General features: G+C 67.0%; 14 protein-coding genes. 8 read left to right on the top strand and 6 right to left on the bottom strand.

What is annotated here, in order from left to right:
• Positions 1-101: 101 nt before the first annotated feature.
• From C8K36_RS17295 to abc-f, 3 genes are all read left to right on the top strand, one after another.
• Positions 102-668 carry a PadR family transcriptional regulator gene (locus tag C8K36_RS17295; protein WP_107985804.1) on the top strand — a complete coding sequence of 189 codons (567 nt, stop codon included), beginning with the start codon at positions 102-104 and terminating at the stop codon, positions 666-668.
• Complete coding sequence (locus C8K36_RS17290) at positions 661-1,755, top strand: inositol-3-phosphate synthase (protein ID WP_107985740.1); 1,095 nt, start codon at positions 661-663, stop codon at positions 1,753-1,755. The genes C8K36_RS17295 and C8K36_RS17290 overlap by 8 nt, the downstream gene beginning before the upstream one ends.
• A gap of 279 nt (positions 1,756-2,034) precedes the next feature.
• A complete protein-coding gene (abc-f, locus tag C8K36_RS17285; RefSeq protein WP_107985739.1) occupies positions 2,035-3,645 on the top strand; it encodes a ribosomal protection-like ABC-F family protein in 1,611 nt (536 codons plus the stop codon).
• 30 nt (positions 3,646-3,675) lie between these two features.
• On the opposite strand, the gene C8K36_RS17280 is transcribed toward abc-f, so the two are convergent.
• From C8K36_RS17280 to C8K36_RS17270, 3 genes are read right to left on the bottom strand one after another with little or no spacing between them, the layout of a single operon-like run.
• Positions 3,676-4,440, bottom strand: coding sequence for an SDR family oxidoreductase (locus tag C8K36_RS17280; protein WP_219910018.1), 765 nt, complete (start codon positions 4,438-4,440; stop codon positions 3,676-3,678).
• On the bottom strand, positions 4,440-5,516 hold the full coding sequence (locus C8K36_RS17275) for a phosphotransferase family protein (RefSeq protein ID WP_107985738.1): 1,077 nt from the start codon (positions 5,514-5,516) through the stop codon (positions 4,440-4,442). The genes C8K36_RS17280 and C8K36_RS17275 overlap by 1 nt, the downstream gene beginning before the upstream one ends.
• Positions 5,513-6,745 carry an acyl-CoA dehydrogenase family protein gene (locus C8K36_RS17270; protein WP_107985737.1) on the bottom strand — a complete coding sequence of 411 codons (1,233 nt, stop codon included), beginning with the start codon at positions 6,743-6,745 and terminating at the stop codon, positions 5,513-5,515. Before C8K36_RS17270 ends, C8K36_RS17275 begins: the two co-directional genes overlap by 4 nt.
• 92 nt (positions 6,746-6,837) lie before the next feature.
• Between C8K36_RS17270 and C8K36_RS17265 the strand changes: the two genes are divergently transcribed.
• The 3 genes from C8K36_RS17265 to C8K36_RS17255 are packed head-to-tail and all read left to right on the top strand — an operon-like array spanning position 6,838 to position 9,703.
• Complete coding sequence (locus C8K36_RS17265) at positions 6,838-7,410, top strand: TetR/AcrR family transcriptional regulator (protein ID WP_107985736.1); 573 nt, start codon at positions 6,838-6,840, stop codon at positions 7,408-7,410.
• A gap of 59 nt (positions 7,411-7,469) precedes the next feature.
• Positions 7,470-9,038, top strand: coding sequence for an LVIVD repeat-containing protein (locus C8K36_RS17260; RefSeq protein WP_107985735.1), 1,569 nt, complete (start codon positions 7,470-7,472; stop codon positions 9,036-9,038).
• The gene (locus C8K36_RS17255; protein ID WP_420910902.1) at positions 9,035-9,703 is read left to right on the top strand and encodes a DUF305 domain-containing protein; all 669 of its coding nucleotides are present in this window, start codon (positions 9,035-9,037) and stop codon (positions 9,701-9,703) included. Before C8K36_RS17260 ends, C8K36_RS17255 begins: the two co-directional genes overlap by 4 nt.
• Before the next feature lies 1 nt (position 9,704).
• Here the strand turns inward: C8K36_RS17255 and C8K36_RS17250 are convergent, their stop codons facing one another.
• The gene (locus C8K36_RS17250) at positions 9,705-11,297 is read right to left on the bottom strand and encodes a hypothetical protein (protein WP_107985802.1); all 1,593 of its coding nucleotides are present in this window, start codon (positions 11,295-11,297) and stop codon (positions 9,705-9,707) included.
• A 141-nt stretch (positions 11,298-11,438) separates the two neighbouring features.
• Positions 11,439-13,505, bottom strand: a complete 2,067-nt coding sequence (locus C8K36_RS17245) for a transglycosylase domain-containing protein (RefSeq protein ID WP_181319614.1) — start codon at positions 13,503-13,505, stop codon at positions 11,439-11,441.
• Between the two features lie 256 nt (positions 13,506-13,761).
• On the opposite strand from C8K36_RS17245, the gene C8K36_RS17240 reads away from it, so the two are divergent.
• Positions 13,762-14,163, top strand: a complete 402-nt coding sequence (locus C8K36_RS17240) for a GntR family transcriptional regulator (RefSeq protein ID WP_107985732.1) — start codon at positions 13,762-13,764, stop codon at positions 14,161-14,163.
• The gene (locus tag C8K36_RS25230) at positions 14,160-14,474 is read left to right on the top strand and encodes an ATP-binding protein (protein WP_258195464.1); all 315 of its coding nucleotides are present in this window, start codon (positions 14,160-14,162) and stop codon (positions 14,472-14,474) included. The genes C8K36_RS17240 and C8K36_RS25230 overlap by 4 nt, the downstream gene beginning before the upstream one ends.
• On the opposite strand, the gene C8K36_RS24590 is transcribed toward C8K36_RS25230, so the two are convergent.
• Positions 14,471-15,790 (bottom strand): phospholipase D-like domain-containing protein, encoded by a 1,320-nt coding sequence (locus C8K36_RS24590; protein WP_146176504.1) that lies wholly within the window; start codon positions 15,788-15,790, stop codon positions 14,471-14,473. The two genes, C8K36_RS25230 and C8K36_RS24590, sit on opposite strands and share 4 nt — an antisense overlap.
• Positions 15,791-15,836: the final 46 nt, after the last annotated feature.

The raw sequence follows: 15,836 nt of genomic DNA, 5'->3' as shown, positions 1-15,836 counted from the left end.
TTCCGACAGTTTTGCCGCAACAGGTTGTCTCTATATATCGGTGCGATATAGTTGGCAATCGCATCTATCGGTTATGTTCGGGACACTCAGGGGGTGTGATCTTGCTCGAACTCGCAATTCTCGGGCTGCTCCTCGAGTCACCCATGCACGGATACGAGCTGCGCAAGCGGCTCACCGGCCTACTCGGTGCGTTCCGCGCCTTCTCCTACGGCTCGCTGTACCCGACCCTTCGCCGCATGCAGGCCGACGGGTTGATCGCCGAGGGCGACAGCGAGGACGGCACCGTCAAGCGTCGGGCGCGTCGCGTGTACGAGCTCACCCCCGCCGGCCGGAAGCGTTTCTCCGAGCTGGTGGTGGACACGGGGCCCCAGAACTACACCGACGACGGGTTCGGCGTTCACCTCGCCTTCTTCAGCCGCACCCCCGCCGAGGCGCGGATGCGAATTCTCGAAGGCAGGCGGCGTCAGGTCGAGGAGCGCCGAGAGGGCCTCCGCGACGCCGTCGGGCGGGCCACGGGATCACTCGACCGCTACACCCGCCAGCTCCACCAGCTCGGTCTCGAATCGAGCGAGCGCGAAGTGCGGTGGCTCAACGAGCTGATCGCCGCCGAACAATCATCAACAGCAGCAGCACTCCAGAAGAAAGAAGGAGAACCCGACCATGGGTGAGAACAGCACCGCGGTGCGTGTAGCCATTGTGGGCGTGGGTAACTGTGCCTCGTCCCTGGTCCAGGGCGTGCAGTACTACCAGGACGCCGACGAGAACTCGACCGTCCCCGGCCTGATGCACGTCACCTTCGGCCAGTACCACGTGCGCGACGTCCAGTTCGTCGCCGCGTTCGACGTTGACGCCAAGAAGGTCGGGTTCGACCTCTCCGAGGCCATCAACGCCAGCGAGAACAACACCATCAAGATCGCCGACGTCCCGCCGCTGGACGTCCCCGTCCAGCGTGGCCCCACGCTCGACGGCATCGGCAAGTACTACGCGCAGACCATCGAGGTCTCCGACGCCGAGCCCGTCGACGTCGTCGCCGCGCTCAAGGCTGCCAAGGTCGACGTCCTCGTGTCCTACCTGCCGGTGGGCTCGGAAGAGGCCGACAAGTTCTACGCGCAGTGCTGCATCGACGCCGGCGTGGCGTTCGTCAACGCGCTTCCCGTCTTCATCGCTTCCGACCCGGAGTGGGCCGAGAAGTTCCGCGCGGCCGGTGTCCCGATCGTCGGCGACGACATCAAGTCGCAGGTCGGCGCCACCATCACCCACCGCGTGATGGCGAAGCTGTTCGAGGACCGTGGCGTCGTGCTGGATCGCACGTACCAGCTGAACGTCGGCGGCAACATGGACTTCAAGAACATGCTCGAGCGTGAGCGCCTGGAGTCCAAGAAGGTCTCCAAGACGCAGGCCGTGACCTCGAACCTCACCGGTTCGCTCGCGGGCAAGGTCCACGACCGCAACGTCCACATCGGTCCCTCGGACTACGTCGAGTGGCTCGACGACCGCAAGTGGGCGTACGTCCGTCTCGAGGGTCGCGCGTTCGGTGACGCCCCGCTGAACCTGGAGTACAAGCTCGAGGTCTGGGACTCCCCGAACTCGGCCGGCATCATCATCGACGCCATCCGCGCCGCGAAGATCGCCAAGGACCGCGGCCTCGGTGGCCCGATCCTGCCGGCTTCGGCGTACCTGATGAAGTCCCCGCCGGTCCAGATGGCCGACGACAAGGCTCGCGCCGAGCTCGAGGCCTTCATCATCGAGGCCTGATTCTCGGTTGAAATTCCTGTGGCGGTGGTCGATTCGTTCGACCACCGCCACAGGTGTATTCGGGGGAGGCTCTGCGGATAATCGGTGGGCGGACGAATCATTCGGTGCTACGTTGGCTTTCGTGGGCACTCTGAATCGATAGGTCGGGACGCCGCGTCGAGCATGCTCCGCGGCGGGTCCTGAGCGCGCCGACGCCTCGATCCCGTTCGGACGGGTCGACTGCGCGAGGGCACCTTCCCCCGATCGTCCGGATTCGTTCCGGACACAAGGAGCACGCCCATGCCTGCCTCCCAGTTCTCCCTCCACTCCGTATCGAAGCGGTTCGGCGACCGTGTCGTGCTCGACGGTGTCGACCTGTCGGTCCCGCCGGGCGCCAAGGCCGGCGTCGTCGGCGACAACGGATCCGGCAAGTCGACGCTCCTCGCGCTGCTCGCCGGCCGCATCCGCCCCGACAACGGTGATGTCCGCGTCGTCGCACCGGCCGGAATCGCGTATGCCGCGCAGTCGCTGGACTTGCCCGCGGATGCCACCGTCCAGGCGGCCGTCGACCATGTCCTCCACGACGTCCGGGAGCTCGAGACCCGGATCCGCGGCCTGGAGCGACGCCTGGCCGACTCGTCCGCCCCGGACTTCGACGGCCTCCTGGCCGAATACACGGAATCGACAGCGCTTTTCGAGAGCATGGGCGGCTACACTGTCGACGAACGAGTCGACGCCGGACTGCACGTGCTGGGGTTGCCGCATCTCGACCGGACACGCCGGTTCGACACGTTGTCGGGCGGGCAGCAGGCTCGGCTGGCACTTGCCGCGAGCCTGGCGTCGAATGCCGAACTCCTCCTGCTCGACGAACCGACGAACGATCTCGACGACGACGCCGTCACATGGCTCGAGCAACGCCTGATCGGCCATCGCGGCACCGTGGTCGCGGTGACCCACGATCGCGTGTTTCTCGACCGGTTGACACCGGTGATCCTCGAGGTCGCCGACCGCGGGGTGCGCCGCTACGGGCACGGCTACGACGGGTACCTCGCTGCGAAGGTGACGGAGCGACGACACCGACTCCGTGAATACGAGGAGTGGAGGCTCGAACTCGCCCGCAGCGCGCACCTGGTCGGCGCCAACGCGTCGAGGCTCGCGGCCATTCCACGCAAGCAGGACAAGGCCGGCTTCGGCCACGGCGCATTCCGGGCGCGCGGCCGCGACCACGGGGCGATGGGACGAATCCGGAACGCCAAGGAGCGAATCGATCGCCTCACCCGGAATCCCGTTGCGCCGCCACCGGATCTGTTGAGGTTCCGTCCGTGCCTGAGCACGGTCGTGGCGGCCGGACCGGAGGCACCGGCCGTTTCGCTACGCGACGTCCGGGTCGGCGACCGACTGTCCATCCCCCGACTGGACGTGCGGACCGGTGGCCGACTGCTGGTGACCGGCCCGAACGGCTCGGGAAAGACGACGTTGCTGAATGTGATTGCGGGCGTCATCATTCCCGATGCGGGGTCGGTGCGGGGGTCCGCCCGGATCGGATACCTGCCGCAGACGTCACGCAGGCGGCCGCCGGCGACGACACTGCTGCAGGCGTATGCGGCCGAACGCCCCGGCGATCCGGACGACACAGCGACAGAATTGCTCTCGCTGGGACTGTTCCGCCCGCGTGACCTGCACCGCCGGATCGGGGAACTGTCCTTCGGTCAGCGCCGACGCCTCGACGTGGCCTTGCTGGCTACGTCGGGCGCCGATTTGTTGCTGCTGGACGAGCCCACCAACCACCTGGCACCGGCGCTGATCGAGGAACTCGAGGAGGCGCTGGACGCATTCACCGGCACCGTCGTCCTGGTGACCCACGACCGCCGGATGCGGCGGCGATTCCGCGGCGACCGTCTCGCGCTGTGAGTCTCCGGCGGGCTCGACAGCGCCCCGAGCTCACCCCGCCATTTTCGACACCACCGACAGCGGGAGCACTTTCATCGCCATGGACACCGGCAGCCACGGCCACGCCGGGACGTACGCCTTGTTCGGTTCCTTCTCGATCGCGGCAGCCAATGCACGACAACCGGTCTCGGTGTCGACGATGAACGGAACCTTCTTCACCTTCTCGTTGATCTCCGAGCGGATGAAGCCGGGAAAGATGGTGGAGACGTCGATCCCGGTCTTCGCCAGGTCGGCGCGCATCCCCTCACCGAGCGTCGCGACACCGGCCTTCGACGCCGCATAGGTGGTGAGATTGCGCGGCATGCCCCGCATCGCGCTCACCGACGAGATCAGCACGACATGGCCGGCGTTCCGCGGCCGGAACAGCTCCAGCGCCGCCTCGCTCTGCGCGAGCGCGCCGAGGAAGTTGGTGCGTGCTGTCTGCACATTGGCGCGAAAGTAGCCGGTGCCCAACGGTTGGCCCTTGCCGAGGCCGGCGTTGACGATCACCCGGTCCAGGCCGCCGAGCTCCTCGTCCAACTCCCGGAACACGCTGAACACCTGGTCGTGGACGTCGACGTCCAGCTTCCGGATCGCGACCGTGATCTGCGGGTGCGCAGCGAGCAGTTCGCTGCGCAGTTCCTCGAGCCGGTCGGTACGCCGGGCAGCAAGCGCCAGATTGCGTCCCCGCGCGGCGAATTCGCGGGCCATGCCGCGGCCGAGACCCGAACTGGCGCCGGTGATGAGAATGCTCTGTCGAATCGCGCGGGTACCCACTATGCGCCTTCCGTGTCGATCAGTTCGTTGCAACGAGTATCGAGATGACCCACGGCGATCCAGAAGTGCTCGAACGCCGGGTTGGTGGTCTGCCCGTGGTGAAAGCGGTAGTAGATCTGCTGCGCGATCACTGCGAGCCGGAACAGTCCGAACACCTCGTAGAAGCGCCAATTGTCGATCGGCAGACCCGTTCGCTCGCCGTAGTATTCGACGATCTCGCGGCGGGTGAGCATGCCCGGGAGATCCGACGGCTGACGTTTGGTTGCCAGCATCATCGGATGGTCGTCGGCCTGCACCCAGTACGCGAGGCTCGATCCGAGGTCCATGAGCGGGTCGCCGACGGTCGCGAGTTCCCAGTCGAGGACGGCCCGCGGCTGCAGGCCGTCGCCGAGCACGACGTTGTCGAGCCGGAAGTCGCCGTGGATCACCGTCGATGCGATGTCGGCGGGCTGATTGTCGGCGAGCCACTTCGTGACCCGAGCGAAGTCTGGGACGTTGTCGGTGCGGGCGGCCGCGTAGCGCTTGGTCCAGCCCGCGACCTGACGACCGACATAGCCGGTGCCGCGGCCGAATCCGTCCAGGCCGGACGCCGCGGGGTCGACACCGTGCAGTTCGATGAGCAGATCGACCACCCGCAGACACAACTCCCGTGTGTTCTCGGGCGTGAGCCCGAGTTCGGCCGGGGGAGCAGACCGCAGAATCGTGCCCTCGACCCGTTCCATCACGTAGAAGTCGCTCCCCAGCACCGAAGGATCGGTGCAGAGGCCCACCATCGCGGGCACGTGCGGGTACACGGGCGCGAGCAGTGACTGGATGCGGTACTCGCGGACCATGTCGTGCCCGGACGACGGCTTCGCGCCCGCCGGGGGACGACGCAGCACCAGGTCGCGGTCACGATAGCGCAGCAGGTAGGTCAGGTTCGACGCCCCACCGGCGAACTGGCGCACCGCCGGAAGCCCGTCGGGCGCATCGGAGGTGCTGTCGCGCAACCACTTCGCCACCGCGTCCACATCGAATGCGTCCTCGTCGCGGACGGTACGCGCGTTGTCCGGCAGCCCCGCCCTCTCCTCGGTCACTGGTACTTGCCCAACTCTAAACGGGCCACGAGACCCTGATGTACCTCGTCGGGACCGTCGGCCAGGCGCAGTGCGCGGGCCGCCGTCCAGGCGCCGGCGAGCGGGAAGTCGTCGGACAGTCCGCCGCCGCCGTGGATCTGGATCGCGAAGTCGATCACCTGCTGCGCCACCCGCGGTGCGGCGACCTTGATCTCCGATACCGCCGACCGCGCGCCTGCGACGCCCTGTGTGTCGAGCAGCCACGCGGTGTTGAGCACCAGCAGCCGCAGCTGGTTGATCGCGATCCGGGCGTCGGCGACGCGTTCACGGTTGCCACCCAGGTTGATCAGCGGCTTGCCGAACGCGACACGTTCGGTGCCACGCTTGATCGCGAGTTCGAGTGCGGCCTCCGCGAGACCGACCAGTCGCATGCAATGGTGCACGCGTCCGGGCCCGAGACGTCCCTGCGCGATCTCGAATCCCCGTCCGGGGCCGGCGATGATCGCGTCCAGTGGCAGTCGCACATCGGTGAACGACACCTCGCCGTGCCCGCCGGGCTCGTCGTAGAAGCCCATGGTCGACAGCATCCGCTCGACCTTCACACCGGGCGCGTCCATCGGGACCAGCACCATCGAATGTCGTTGATACCGGTGCGCTTCCGGATCGGTGAGGCCCATGAAGATCAGGATCTTGCAGTCCGGGCTGCCGATGCCGGTGCTCCACCACTTGCGACCGTTCAGCACCACCTCGTCGCCCTCGACGACGGCGGTCGCGGCCATGTTGGTGGCGTCCGACGACGCGACATCGGGCTCGGTCATGCAGAACGCGGACCGGATCTCGCCGTCCAGCAACGGCTTCAGCCAACGCTGCTTCTGCTCGGCGCTGCCGTAGTGGTAGAGCACCTCCATGTTGCCGGTGTCGGGGGCGTCGCAGTTGAAGATCGCCGACACGAAGGGGGAGCGGCCCATCTCCTCGGCGAGCGGCGCGTACTCGACGTTGCTCAGGCCGGCGCCGAGTTCGGCGTCGGGCAGGAAGAGGTTCCACAGGCCCTGCGCGCGCGCCTTCACCTGCAGCGCGCGGAACTCGTCGGACACCTGCCACATCGCGGCACCGGCGACATCGGCGCGCTGCGCGAAAGGAGCCACCCGCTCAGCCCGCAGGCGCGCCTCGACGGGGGCGACCTCGGTCGCGATGAAGGCGCGCAACCGGTCGAGGTAATCCTGCGAACGTGCGTTCCGGGCGAAATCCATGCCGGCCTCCGTGACGTCGACTAACTGAGCATTGCTCAGTTAACGTAGACGTAGACTTGCCCCGCAATCAAGAACCCGGACGGTGTCATCTCGTGTCGATCGAAACTGCAGCCCCACGGCGGCGACTCCCGCCCGAGGAGCGCAAGCGGCAACTCGTCGCGATCGGCCTGCAGGAACTGTCCACGCGCCCCATCCACGCACTGTCGATCGATCAGGTGGCCCAGAAGGCGGGGATCTCCCGCGGCCTGCTGTTCCGGTACTTCCCGACCAAGCAGGACTACTACGTCGCGGTCGTCGGCGCCGCTGCCCGACGACTGCTGCGCGCAGCAGTCCCGAGCTCCGAGGAACCCGACACCGATCCGCTGTGGGCAGTGGTGCACGCGTTCGTCTCGTTCATCGACCGGCACGGGGCCAACTACCAGTCGTTCTTCCACGGCGGCTTCGGTGCCGACCCGCAGATCCAGGAGATCCGCGAGAACATGAAGAACACCATGGTCGAGCGAACCCTGGAGGCCACCGGCACGGAGCCCTCACCCGCCACCCGGATGCTGTTGCGCGGGTGGTGGTCGATGGTCGAGAGCCTCGCGATCGACCGCACGGTCGACCCCGTCTTCACCGTCGACGACGTCGTCGACCGGGCGATCGCGGCACTCCCGACACAATGACGCTGCGCCCACCCGGTCCGACTCCGAAACGCTGACGCCCCGTGTCGTTCTCGCGCAGAATGACATACACAACCCGACCACTACGCAACGCTGCTGTCGTCGCCGTTGCGGTGTTGCTGGCATCGCCGCTGGGCGTGGTGGCCGCGCAGTCCCGATCGACGTCCGCGGACACCGTTCGGACGGCCACCGGGATCACCGAAACCGCTGCAGCGCGAGCTGATTGCGGCCCGGGATCCAACCCCGAGACCGGCCTGCAGGGAGACGTCCCGGCCGGTGACCGCGACAGCGGCCGCAGCAGTCTCGGCTACACCTGCAACCTCGAACGGATCGGCGGCTACGCGGGCCGCGGCGGCGGCATCACCTCGACCAGCTACGACCACTGCGCTTACGTGGGCAGCTTCTTCCCCGGCAACCTCCTCGGGCCGGCCCAGGGCGTGCAGGTGCTCGACGTCTCGGACCCGAGCAATCCGGTGCTGACCGCCACGCTCACCGAGCCCGCGATGCTGGCCGGGACTTGGGAAAGTCTCAAGGTCAACGCGGCGCGGAAGTTGTTGGTGGGAGCGGGTGTTCCTGCCCTGACCGGTGCCGGGTTGCTCTCGGTGTACGACATCTCCGACTGCGCCCACCCCCGGCTCCTCAACGCGGGCCCGGGCACCGATCTGCGGATGCCACTGCCCATCACGGCGCACGAGGGCGGTTTCTCGCCCGACGGCAACACCTACTGGTCGTCGGGCACCGCTCCCGGACTGGTGAGCGCCGTCGATCTGACCGATCCGGCAAATCCCCGCGTGGTCTGGCAGGGGCTGCCGGGCCTGTCGATGCACGGGATGGGCGTGAGCCCCGACGGCAACCGGGTGTACCTGTCGAACATCCTCGGCGGCGTCACCGTCCTGGACTCGTCCGCGGTCCAGCGGCGTGACCCCGACCCCCGGGTCCTGACGGTAGCGCAGCTCACCTGGACCGACGGGTGGGCCACCCAGCACAGCATCCCGGTCGAATACGGCGGGCGCCCGTACCTGTTCACCGTCGACGAGGCCGGGTCCGGCGGGGTCAAACTCGTCGACATCTCGAACGACACCGCGCCGAAGGTCGCAAACACGATCAAGCTCGAGATCAACCTGCCCGAGCACCAGGACAGCATGCTGGCGTCGGCATCCGGGGGCTCCGTGTTCGCCTACGACTCGCACTACTGCGCCGCCGACCGGCCCGTCGACCCGACCGCCCTCGCATGCGGCTGGATCTCGTCGGGCATCCGGGTGTTCGACGTCCGCGATCCCTTCGACGTCCGGGAGATCGCGTACTACAACCCGCCCGCACGGAAGGGGCAGAACACCGAACTGTGGAACTCCCCGCACGCGCTCGCCTCGATCATCGGGGTCCCGATCCTCGAGGCGGGCGCAGTCGCACAGGCCGTCCAGCAGGGAGCGTTCGATCCCCGGGAGGCGCTGAGTCCGCGCACCGGCATGGTCGCCTTCGGCGACCTGTCCACCGACTGGTGCTTCTCCCCACCCGAGTGGCGCGGAAACGAACTGTGGGTCACATGCGCCGACAACGGATTCCTGACCCTGCGTCTGGACTCCGACACGTACATGCCGCCCGCCGACCAGCGCTCGACGGTCGGCTCGTGACCGCAATCCCCGGGTGGGCGAAGACTGCCGCCATCGGCGCGCTGATCCTGCTGTCGATGGTGCTGGGCGCGGCACTGCGTCCGCTCATCGTGGCGGACGATCCGCACGGCGCCCCGGTCCTCGAGGCCACCGAGATCGCCTTCGTGCAGGACATGGCCGCGCACCACGAGCAGGCCCTGATCATCACGCAGCAGCTGGATCCCCGCGCCGATCCAGCCGTGACCCGCCTGGCCCGGCAGATCCGCGACGGTCAGACCGCGGAGATGGGCACGATGCTCGGCTGGCTGCGCCTGGCCGGCGTCACGCCCACCAATCCGGCACCGATGACGTGGATGCACCCGCAGACCGCCGCCGGGCACGGCACGCACCACGACGAGTCCCCCGACGTCCTGTCACCCCCGATGCCCGGCATGGCCACGCGCGCCGAGATCGATGCCCTGGCGTCCACGGGTGGACGCGACGCCGAGATCCTGTTCCTGCAGCTCATGCAGCGCCACCATGTCGGGGGTGTCGCGATGGCGCAGGCCGCCGAGAGCCAACTCTCCGACGGTCCGGTCCGGCAGACCGCCCGCGAGATGCTGACGACGCAGAGTCAGGAGGCCGGGACGATGGCGCTGATGCTGACGCAGTTCGGTGCACCGCTGTTGCCCGTGAGGGGCCGGTAGCTCACCGCACCACGAGGTCGGTGTCGGTGGCGCTGAGGGTGATCGGAGCAATCTGCTTGCCGCGCATCCAGTCTCGAACGAACGCGTCGAGCACCGGATCGGCTTCGCGGGCATCGAATCGTTCGAGCGGGATCTCGATCGCCCCGACGAGGTGTCGCGGCTCCGAGTCCAGCCCGGCACCACGCGGCGCGAAGCGGAGACCGTCCGCGGTGTGCACGAGCACCGGGATCGCGGTGCCGTCGGGCGCGGTCACGATGGCGTTCCGGGTGGTGGCGGCGGGATCGAAATGATCGATGGACAGCCGATACCCGGACGGTGCGGCCTGCATCCCTGCCTGGTCGAGCAGGCGGGGATCGACCAGCGTGTACGGCAGTCCGACGTCGAGCAGGAACTGTCCGTCGACGAGCGTGTCCCGCGAGGGTAGTGACGCCGACAGATTCCACGGCGCGGGCGGAGCCAGCGTCTCCGTCGACCGGTCCTGCGGTGAATTGTCCAGCGGCGCGCCGGGAAGGTCGGCGTCGGTCGCGGTGAACTCCCAGGTGTCGGCGCTCAGATCCTTGTGCCAGAAGCCCGTGGCTCCGTCACGGCTACCGGCGACCCGCAGTTCCCGCATGCCCGGCCCGACCCCGGTGGAGTGCACGCTGATCGCCGACGTGATCTCGCCCGGGATCTTGGGCTGGCGCACCCAGTCCTGTGCAGGCAACCGGATCGCAGCGGTGTCGCGGTCCAGCAACTCCGCGAACATGTTCGGCGCGGTGGGCTTGCCGGTCTGGTCGTCCCAGCTGTAGCGGAAGAAGACCGAATCCGAACCGCCCGCATCGAAGTCGAAGTTACGGGTGAACATGTCGCCGAACTCGTTCGTCACGAATGTCGTCGACCCGGCGGACGACAACGCAACCGACCGGAACCGGCCGCCCAGCGGACCCCCGATCTCGTAACTCTGGTCGTTGGGCAGCCACGGGTCGGCGTACGTGATGCGGCTGCCGTCACCCGTCAACGACGGCACCATCGTCATCTTCCCGAGTCCGACGTAGTGGATCCGGCCTGCGGCGTCGGTGTAGGTCTGGTTGTCCCACGGCGACGAGACGCTCAGCGCCCACGTGCCCGGCGCCCCGCCGGGTAGCTGCTGGCCTTGCCCGGTCCACAGCGGCGCACCGAACGCGGACGTCCAGTTCCACAGCAGCGGCGAGTGCGACACGTTGTCGAGCGTGTAGATCCATCCGTCGCCGTCGACGGCGATCAGTTCGTCGTCGTCGACGGAGATGCCCACCAGAACCCCCCGCAGACAGTCCGGCAGCGGCGCATACCGCCACGGTTCGGCGTTCTCGCCGCTCTGCACCCGGGGGCGGGTGAGCAGGGCGCCGTCGACCAACGCGAAGTCCCAGAACCGATTGAACTGGGTCGTCTGGGTGCGCAGCTCGACCGACGAGGGAGCGGCCACGCCCACGGCCTCCGGCAGCAGCACGAGTCCGTCCCTGGCGCCCGTCGACGGCGCCCCCGGCGGCAGCTGCGCGGTACCGAACGGTACGCACGACGCCGGCCGAGAGGCGCCCTCGGCACCGGCCGGGGGCGCGGCGGTCAGGAGTGCGGTCACCGCCGCGGCGCACGTCACCGCTGCACCGACGCGGATCCGGGCGGACGTTCGGGGGCGTTCGCGATCACTCACGCGATCCAATATCCCCCAGGTCCTGCCCGTATCCCGGCACCGCACTCGCAGAATGTGAGTGAGTCGTCGCTACCCCGGCAACGTGATTTTCACACCAGGCAGGATTTCGATGACGCGAGGCGCGGGCGGGGGCGGTAGCTGCGGCGCCGGCGCGGCGGGCGGCGGGGCGCCCGGCGCGGGAGCGCTCGAACTCGTCGCGCCACCGGTACCCGTGGTGACGCCGGTGTACGCCGGGACACCGGCCTGGCCGCCGATCGGGGCCGGCCACGGGAACTTCTCGATGGGAGCGTCGTCGAGCGCGCCGTCCATCGTCTTCTTCCAGATGTCCGCCGGAAGACCCGAGCCGTAGACGAGCCCGCCCCGACTGTTCTCGATCGCCTTGGCATCGGCCGTGCCGACCCACACCGCGGTGGACAGCTGCGGGGTGTACCCCACCATCCACGCGTCCTTGTTCTCCCCGGTGTCCCCGAGCTGAGCGGTACCGGTCTTGGATGCCGACGGGCGTCCGCCGGCGAGCCCGTGGTTACGCGAGTACCCGGCGATCGGAAGCATCGCCTGGGACACGTTGTCGGCCACGGCGGCATCCAACCTGCGCTCGCCCTCCGATGCCGGACGCTCGAGCAGCACCGCACCGTCCGCGGTCACGACCTTCTGCACGAAGTACGGCTTGTGGTACATGCCCGACGCGGCCAGCGTCGCGTACGCCGACGCCATGTCGATCGTCCGGGTCAGATACTGCCCCAGCACGATTCCGTTCTCCGGCGGCCCGCCCTCCTGCGTGAGCGTCGGATACTGCCAACCGGCGACGGTCTCCGGGATGCCCGCCTGGTGGGCCGCATCGGCGATCTTCTGCGCACCGTCGTCCAGCGCCAACGTCAAACGGTAGAAGCTCGTGTTGAGCGAGCGCTTGAGCGCCTCGGCGATGGTGCATTTTCCGCACGACTCGCCCTCGACGTTGTTGATGGTGACCCCGTACACGGACAGCGGGGAGCTGTCGTAGGTCTGCGACAGTGGAATGCCCTGCTGCAGAGCGGCAACCAGGCCGAACACCTTGAACGACGATCCCGTCTGCAGTGCGGCCTGCGCGAAGTCGAAGCCCTTGCCGTCGACGCCGCCGTAGTAGGCGCGGACCGCGCCCGAACGCGGATCGATCGAAACGACCGAGGTACGGAGGTTTTCGGGTTCGCCGTCGAACGTGTCGGCCACCGCGTCGAGCGCCGCCTGCTGCGCTTTGGGATCGATCGTGGTGGTGATCTGCAGGCCCTCGGTGTCGAGATCCTGCTCGCTGATCCCCGATTCGGCGAGTTCACGCAGAACCTGCGCCCGGATCAGCCCCTCCGGCCCGGGTGCGGCGCCCGCATCGGGGTTGGGAGCGGCGGGCAGCACCGCGGGGAACTGCATCGCTTCACGTTCGGTCGAGGCGAGCGCGGTCATCGTCACCATGCCGTCGAGCACGTACGCCCAGCGCGATTCCAGCGCTTGCGGGTTGGTGACGGGATCGAGACTCGACGGGCTCTGGATCACCGCCGCGAGCACCGCACCCTCGGCCACCGTGAGGTCGGCGAGCGGCTTGTCGAAGTAGGCGTTGGAGGCGGCCGCGATGCCGTACGCGCCGCGGCCGAAGTAGATGGTGTTGAGGTAGGCGGCGAGGATCTCGTCCTTGGACCATTCGCGCGCCATCTTCGACGAGATGACCAGTTCCTTCATCTTGCGCGACACCGACCGCTCCGAGCCCACCAGCGTGTTCTTGACGTACTGCTGAGTGATGGTCGATCCGCCGCCGGCACTGTCGCGGCCGAGGACGTTGTCGCGGGCGGCCCGCGCGAATCCCGAGACCGAGAATCCCGGGTTGGAGTAGAAGTCGCGATCCTCCGCGGACAACACGGCGTTGCGGACGTGCCCGGGAATCTCATCGAGGGCCACCTCGGTTCGATTACCCTCGGGCGGCACCACTCGGGCGATCTCCGTGGCGCCGTCCGAAGCGAGGATCGTCGAGACCTGGTTGGTCCGCATGTCGCTGGGGCGAGGGACGTCCGCGTCCCGGTACGCGATGCCGAACGCCACCAACGGCGTCGCGATCAGCAGTACGACGACGACCAGGCTCACGTACAGCGCGATCTTCCGACGACGACTCATAGGTCGTCGACGCCCCTTCTTCTTTCCGGCACGAGGGTCCGCGGCGGGTGTCTTCGCGCCGCCGGTGTTGGTTGAATTCACAATCGAACTTTCGTCTCAATCAATGCTTTACCACGAATCTTCGCACTGCTCATGGGCTTCTGGCCGCATTTGCGGCGACACGCAACCCCCTCGCGAACCTCTCGAACAGGTTGACATCGGGCACCCCCGACGTGCAACCTCTATTTCACTATTGTTGTAGTGAAATGGAGATTCGATGGTGGAGTTCCACATCAACCGTCGATCCGGCATCCCCGCCTACGTGCAGCTGGTACTGCAGGTCAAGCAGGCACTGCGGCTGGGCGATCTGGCACCCGGCGACCGGCTTCCGACCGCCAAGGAAGTGGTCGCGGCCGTCACGATCAACCCCAACACCGTGCTCAAGGCCTACCGGGAGCTCGAGAACGAGGGCCTTGTCGAGGCACGGCCGGGACTCGGCACCTTCGTCACCGGATCCCTGCTAAAGCCCGGCATGGAGGCGCGACAGGCCCTGCAGGCCGAGGTGGCGACGTGGGTGCGCGAGGCGGCGGCCGCGGGCCTCGACCGAGCGGATCTCGAGGCACTCGTGGCGGCGACATTGGACATCGAGTTCGGCGAGGACACAGGAGAGTTCAGATGAGTGAGTCGGACATCGCGCTGACCGTGCGCGACGTGTACAAGCGGTTCCGCCGTACCGAGGCCCTGCGCGGCTGCTCCTTCGACGTCGAACGCGGCAGCATCACCGCCCTCGTGGGCGCGAACGGCGCCGGAAAGTCGACGCTGATGTCGATCGACAGGCTCGAACTACCGATTCGTCCGTCACCTCGACCCGGAGAAGCAGTGCCTCGCCGCAGGTCCCGCTATGGAGAAATACCGGGCTCGGTTCGCTTCGTCCGGGCTGCCGGAATAACCCAACCCCGAGCTGAGCAGGGATACGACCGTCTGATCTAATTCTGCTCTCGCGGGTCCATTCCGTCTGCATCCAAAATGCCGGTGTACCGAACGAATGCCTTATCCACTTCACTCGCAATCTGGACGAGCGTTCCCTCCTCCATGCGGTAGGTCCTATCCGGATCGCCCCTGAAGGAAAGCCAATTGAAGCTTGTTGTGATCCAGACGTCATCGAAGATAAGAATCTTGGCGTGGGTGTTCTGAAGCCGGACGACCCTCAATCTCTCGAAACGTTTCGCCAAATTATCGAGCCTTTGAAGAGCGGAGCCATCCGATCCTCGGTCATCCGGCCCGTAACCATGGCCGATGTGCACTTCCACGCCGGCCCGCAGACGTCGCTCAAGTGCGGCGACAAAGTCAGTGTTGACGACGCCGCCTTTGACCCAAGGCGCAATTATGAGCAGTCGCTGCTTGGCGGCGTTCAGCGCCTTGGTGAGCAGTTGTGAGTGCTCATGGACATCAACGCTTCGTACTGCTATCTCCTCGATGCGCTTGGGCGGGCGCTCCAGAGCCTCCGCTTTGCCCGTCCGGGGCCGTTCGCCGGCTGCTCTGATGATCTCGACCTGATCACTCGCCACCCGCTGCTGTTCGAGCTCAGGACCAAGGCGAGGGCGAGGATCCGGAGCAGCGACAGCGATGCCCAGCTTTGCTGCGGCCTCCGCAGCGGCGAGCTCAAGGCCATGAGCTGGCTGCAGGTCACCGTTGATACAGAGTCCGAGCTCGACCTCTCCGGTTCCGGGATCCCCGTAGATCAGCAGCTGGGCCGGCATATAAAGATGCAAGTGCTGCGAGGCAATCTTTCTCACACGCAACACTTCGACCTGTCTCATTCGGTCATCACCAGATTCGATGAGTTGGTTGAATCGCTCAACCGTCAGAGCGTTCAGGTCAATGCGAGAGTTCTTCTTCGCAGGAAGCAGCTCCAGACCAGCCTCTTGCGCATCTCGCTTCTTGATAAGACTCGAGCGCGCGTATGCCTGCGCATCCCACACAAGTCGATCGAAAGGGACGTTGAGCTGAGTAAGAACAGGCTGAACAGCAGCAAGATTGCGGGCAGCCTCAAGGCCGAGCGCGGTAAGCCCAAGTCGTCCCGAACTTTCGCGTGCGAGATTGTTGGAGCTAATCTGGTCGGCTACAGTGGCTACAACTTGCTCACGCTGTAGCCCTAGCAGGGATGCGATCTCATCGATCTCCAGCACTCCGGCGTGAACGAATCTCAGAATAAACTCGTCAAGCAACGGAATTGGTTTTCGCTCCTGAGCCAGGACGTCGACACGAAGAATCGTAACAGGCACGGCTGCATCGACGACTCTCACGAGTTCGAGTCCAGGTCGATGGTCACCGAACCTGCGACCGATCATG

It is taken from the genome of Rhodococcus sp. OK519, from assembly GCF_003051005.1.
Classification (GTDB): domain Bacteria; phylum Actinomycetota; class Actinomycetes; order Mycobacteriales; family Mycobacteriaceae; genus Prescottella.
This window is presented reverse-complemented; position numbering and strand designations above follow the sequence as displayed.

Coding starts and splice junctions, on each gene's coding strand:
- C8K36_RS17290 (WP_107985740.1), top strand. CDS start 661: ATGGGTGAGAACAGCACCGCGGTGCGTGTAGCCATTGTGGGCGTGGGT.
- C8K36_RS25230 (WP_258195464.1), top strand. CDS start 14,160: ATGAGTGAGTCGGACATCGCGCTGACCGTGCGCGACGTGTACAAGCGG.
- C8K36_RS17260 (WP_107985735.1), top strand. CDS start 7,470: ATGACATACACAACCCGACCACTACGCAACGCTGCTGTCGTCGCCGTT.
- C8K36_RS17270 (WP_107985737.1), bottom strand. CDS start 6,745: ATGGATTTCGCCCGGAACGCACGTTCGCAGGATTACCTCGACCGGTTG.
- C8K36_RS17245 (WP_181319614.1), bottom strand. CDS start 13,505: ATGAGTCGTCGTCGGAAGATCGCGCTGTACGTGAGCCTGGTCGTCGTC.
- abc-f (WP_107985739.1), top strand. CDS start 2,035: ATGCCTGCCTCCCAGTTCTCCCTCCACTCCGTATCGAAGCGGTTCGGC.
- C8K36_RS17240 (WP_107985732.1), top strand. CDS start 13,762: ATGGTGGAGTTCCACATCAACCGTCGATCCGGCATCCCCGCCTACGTG.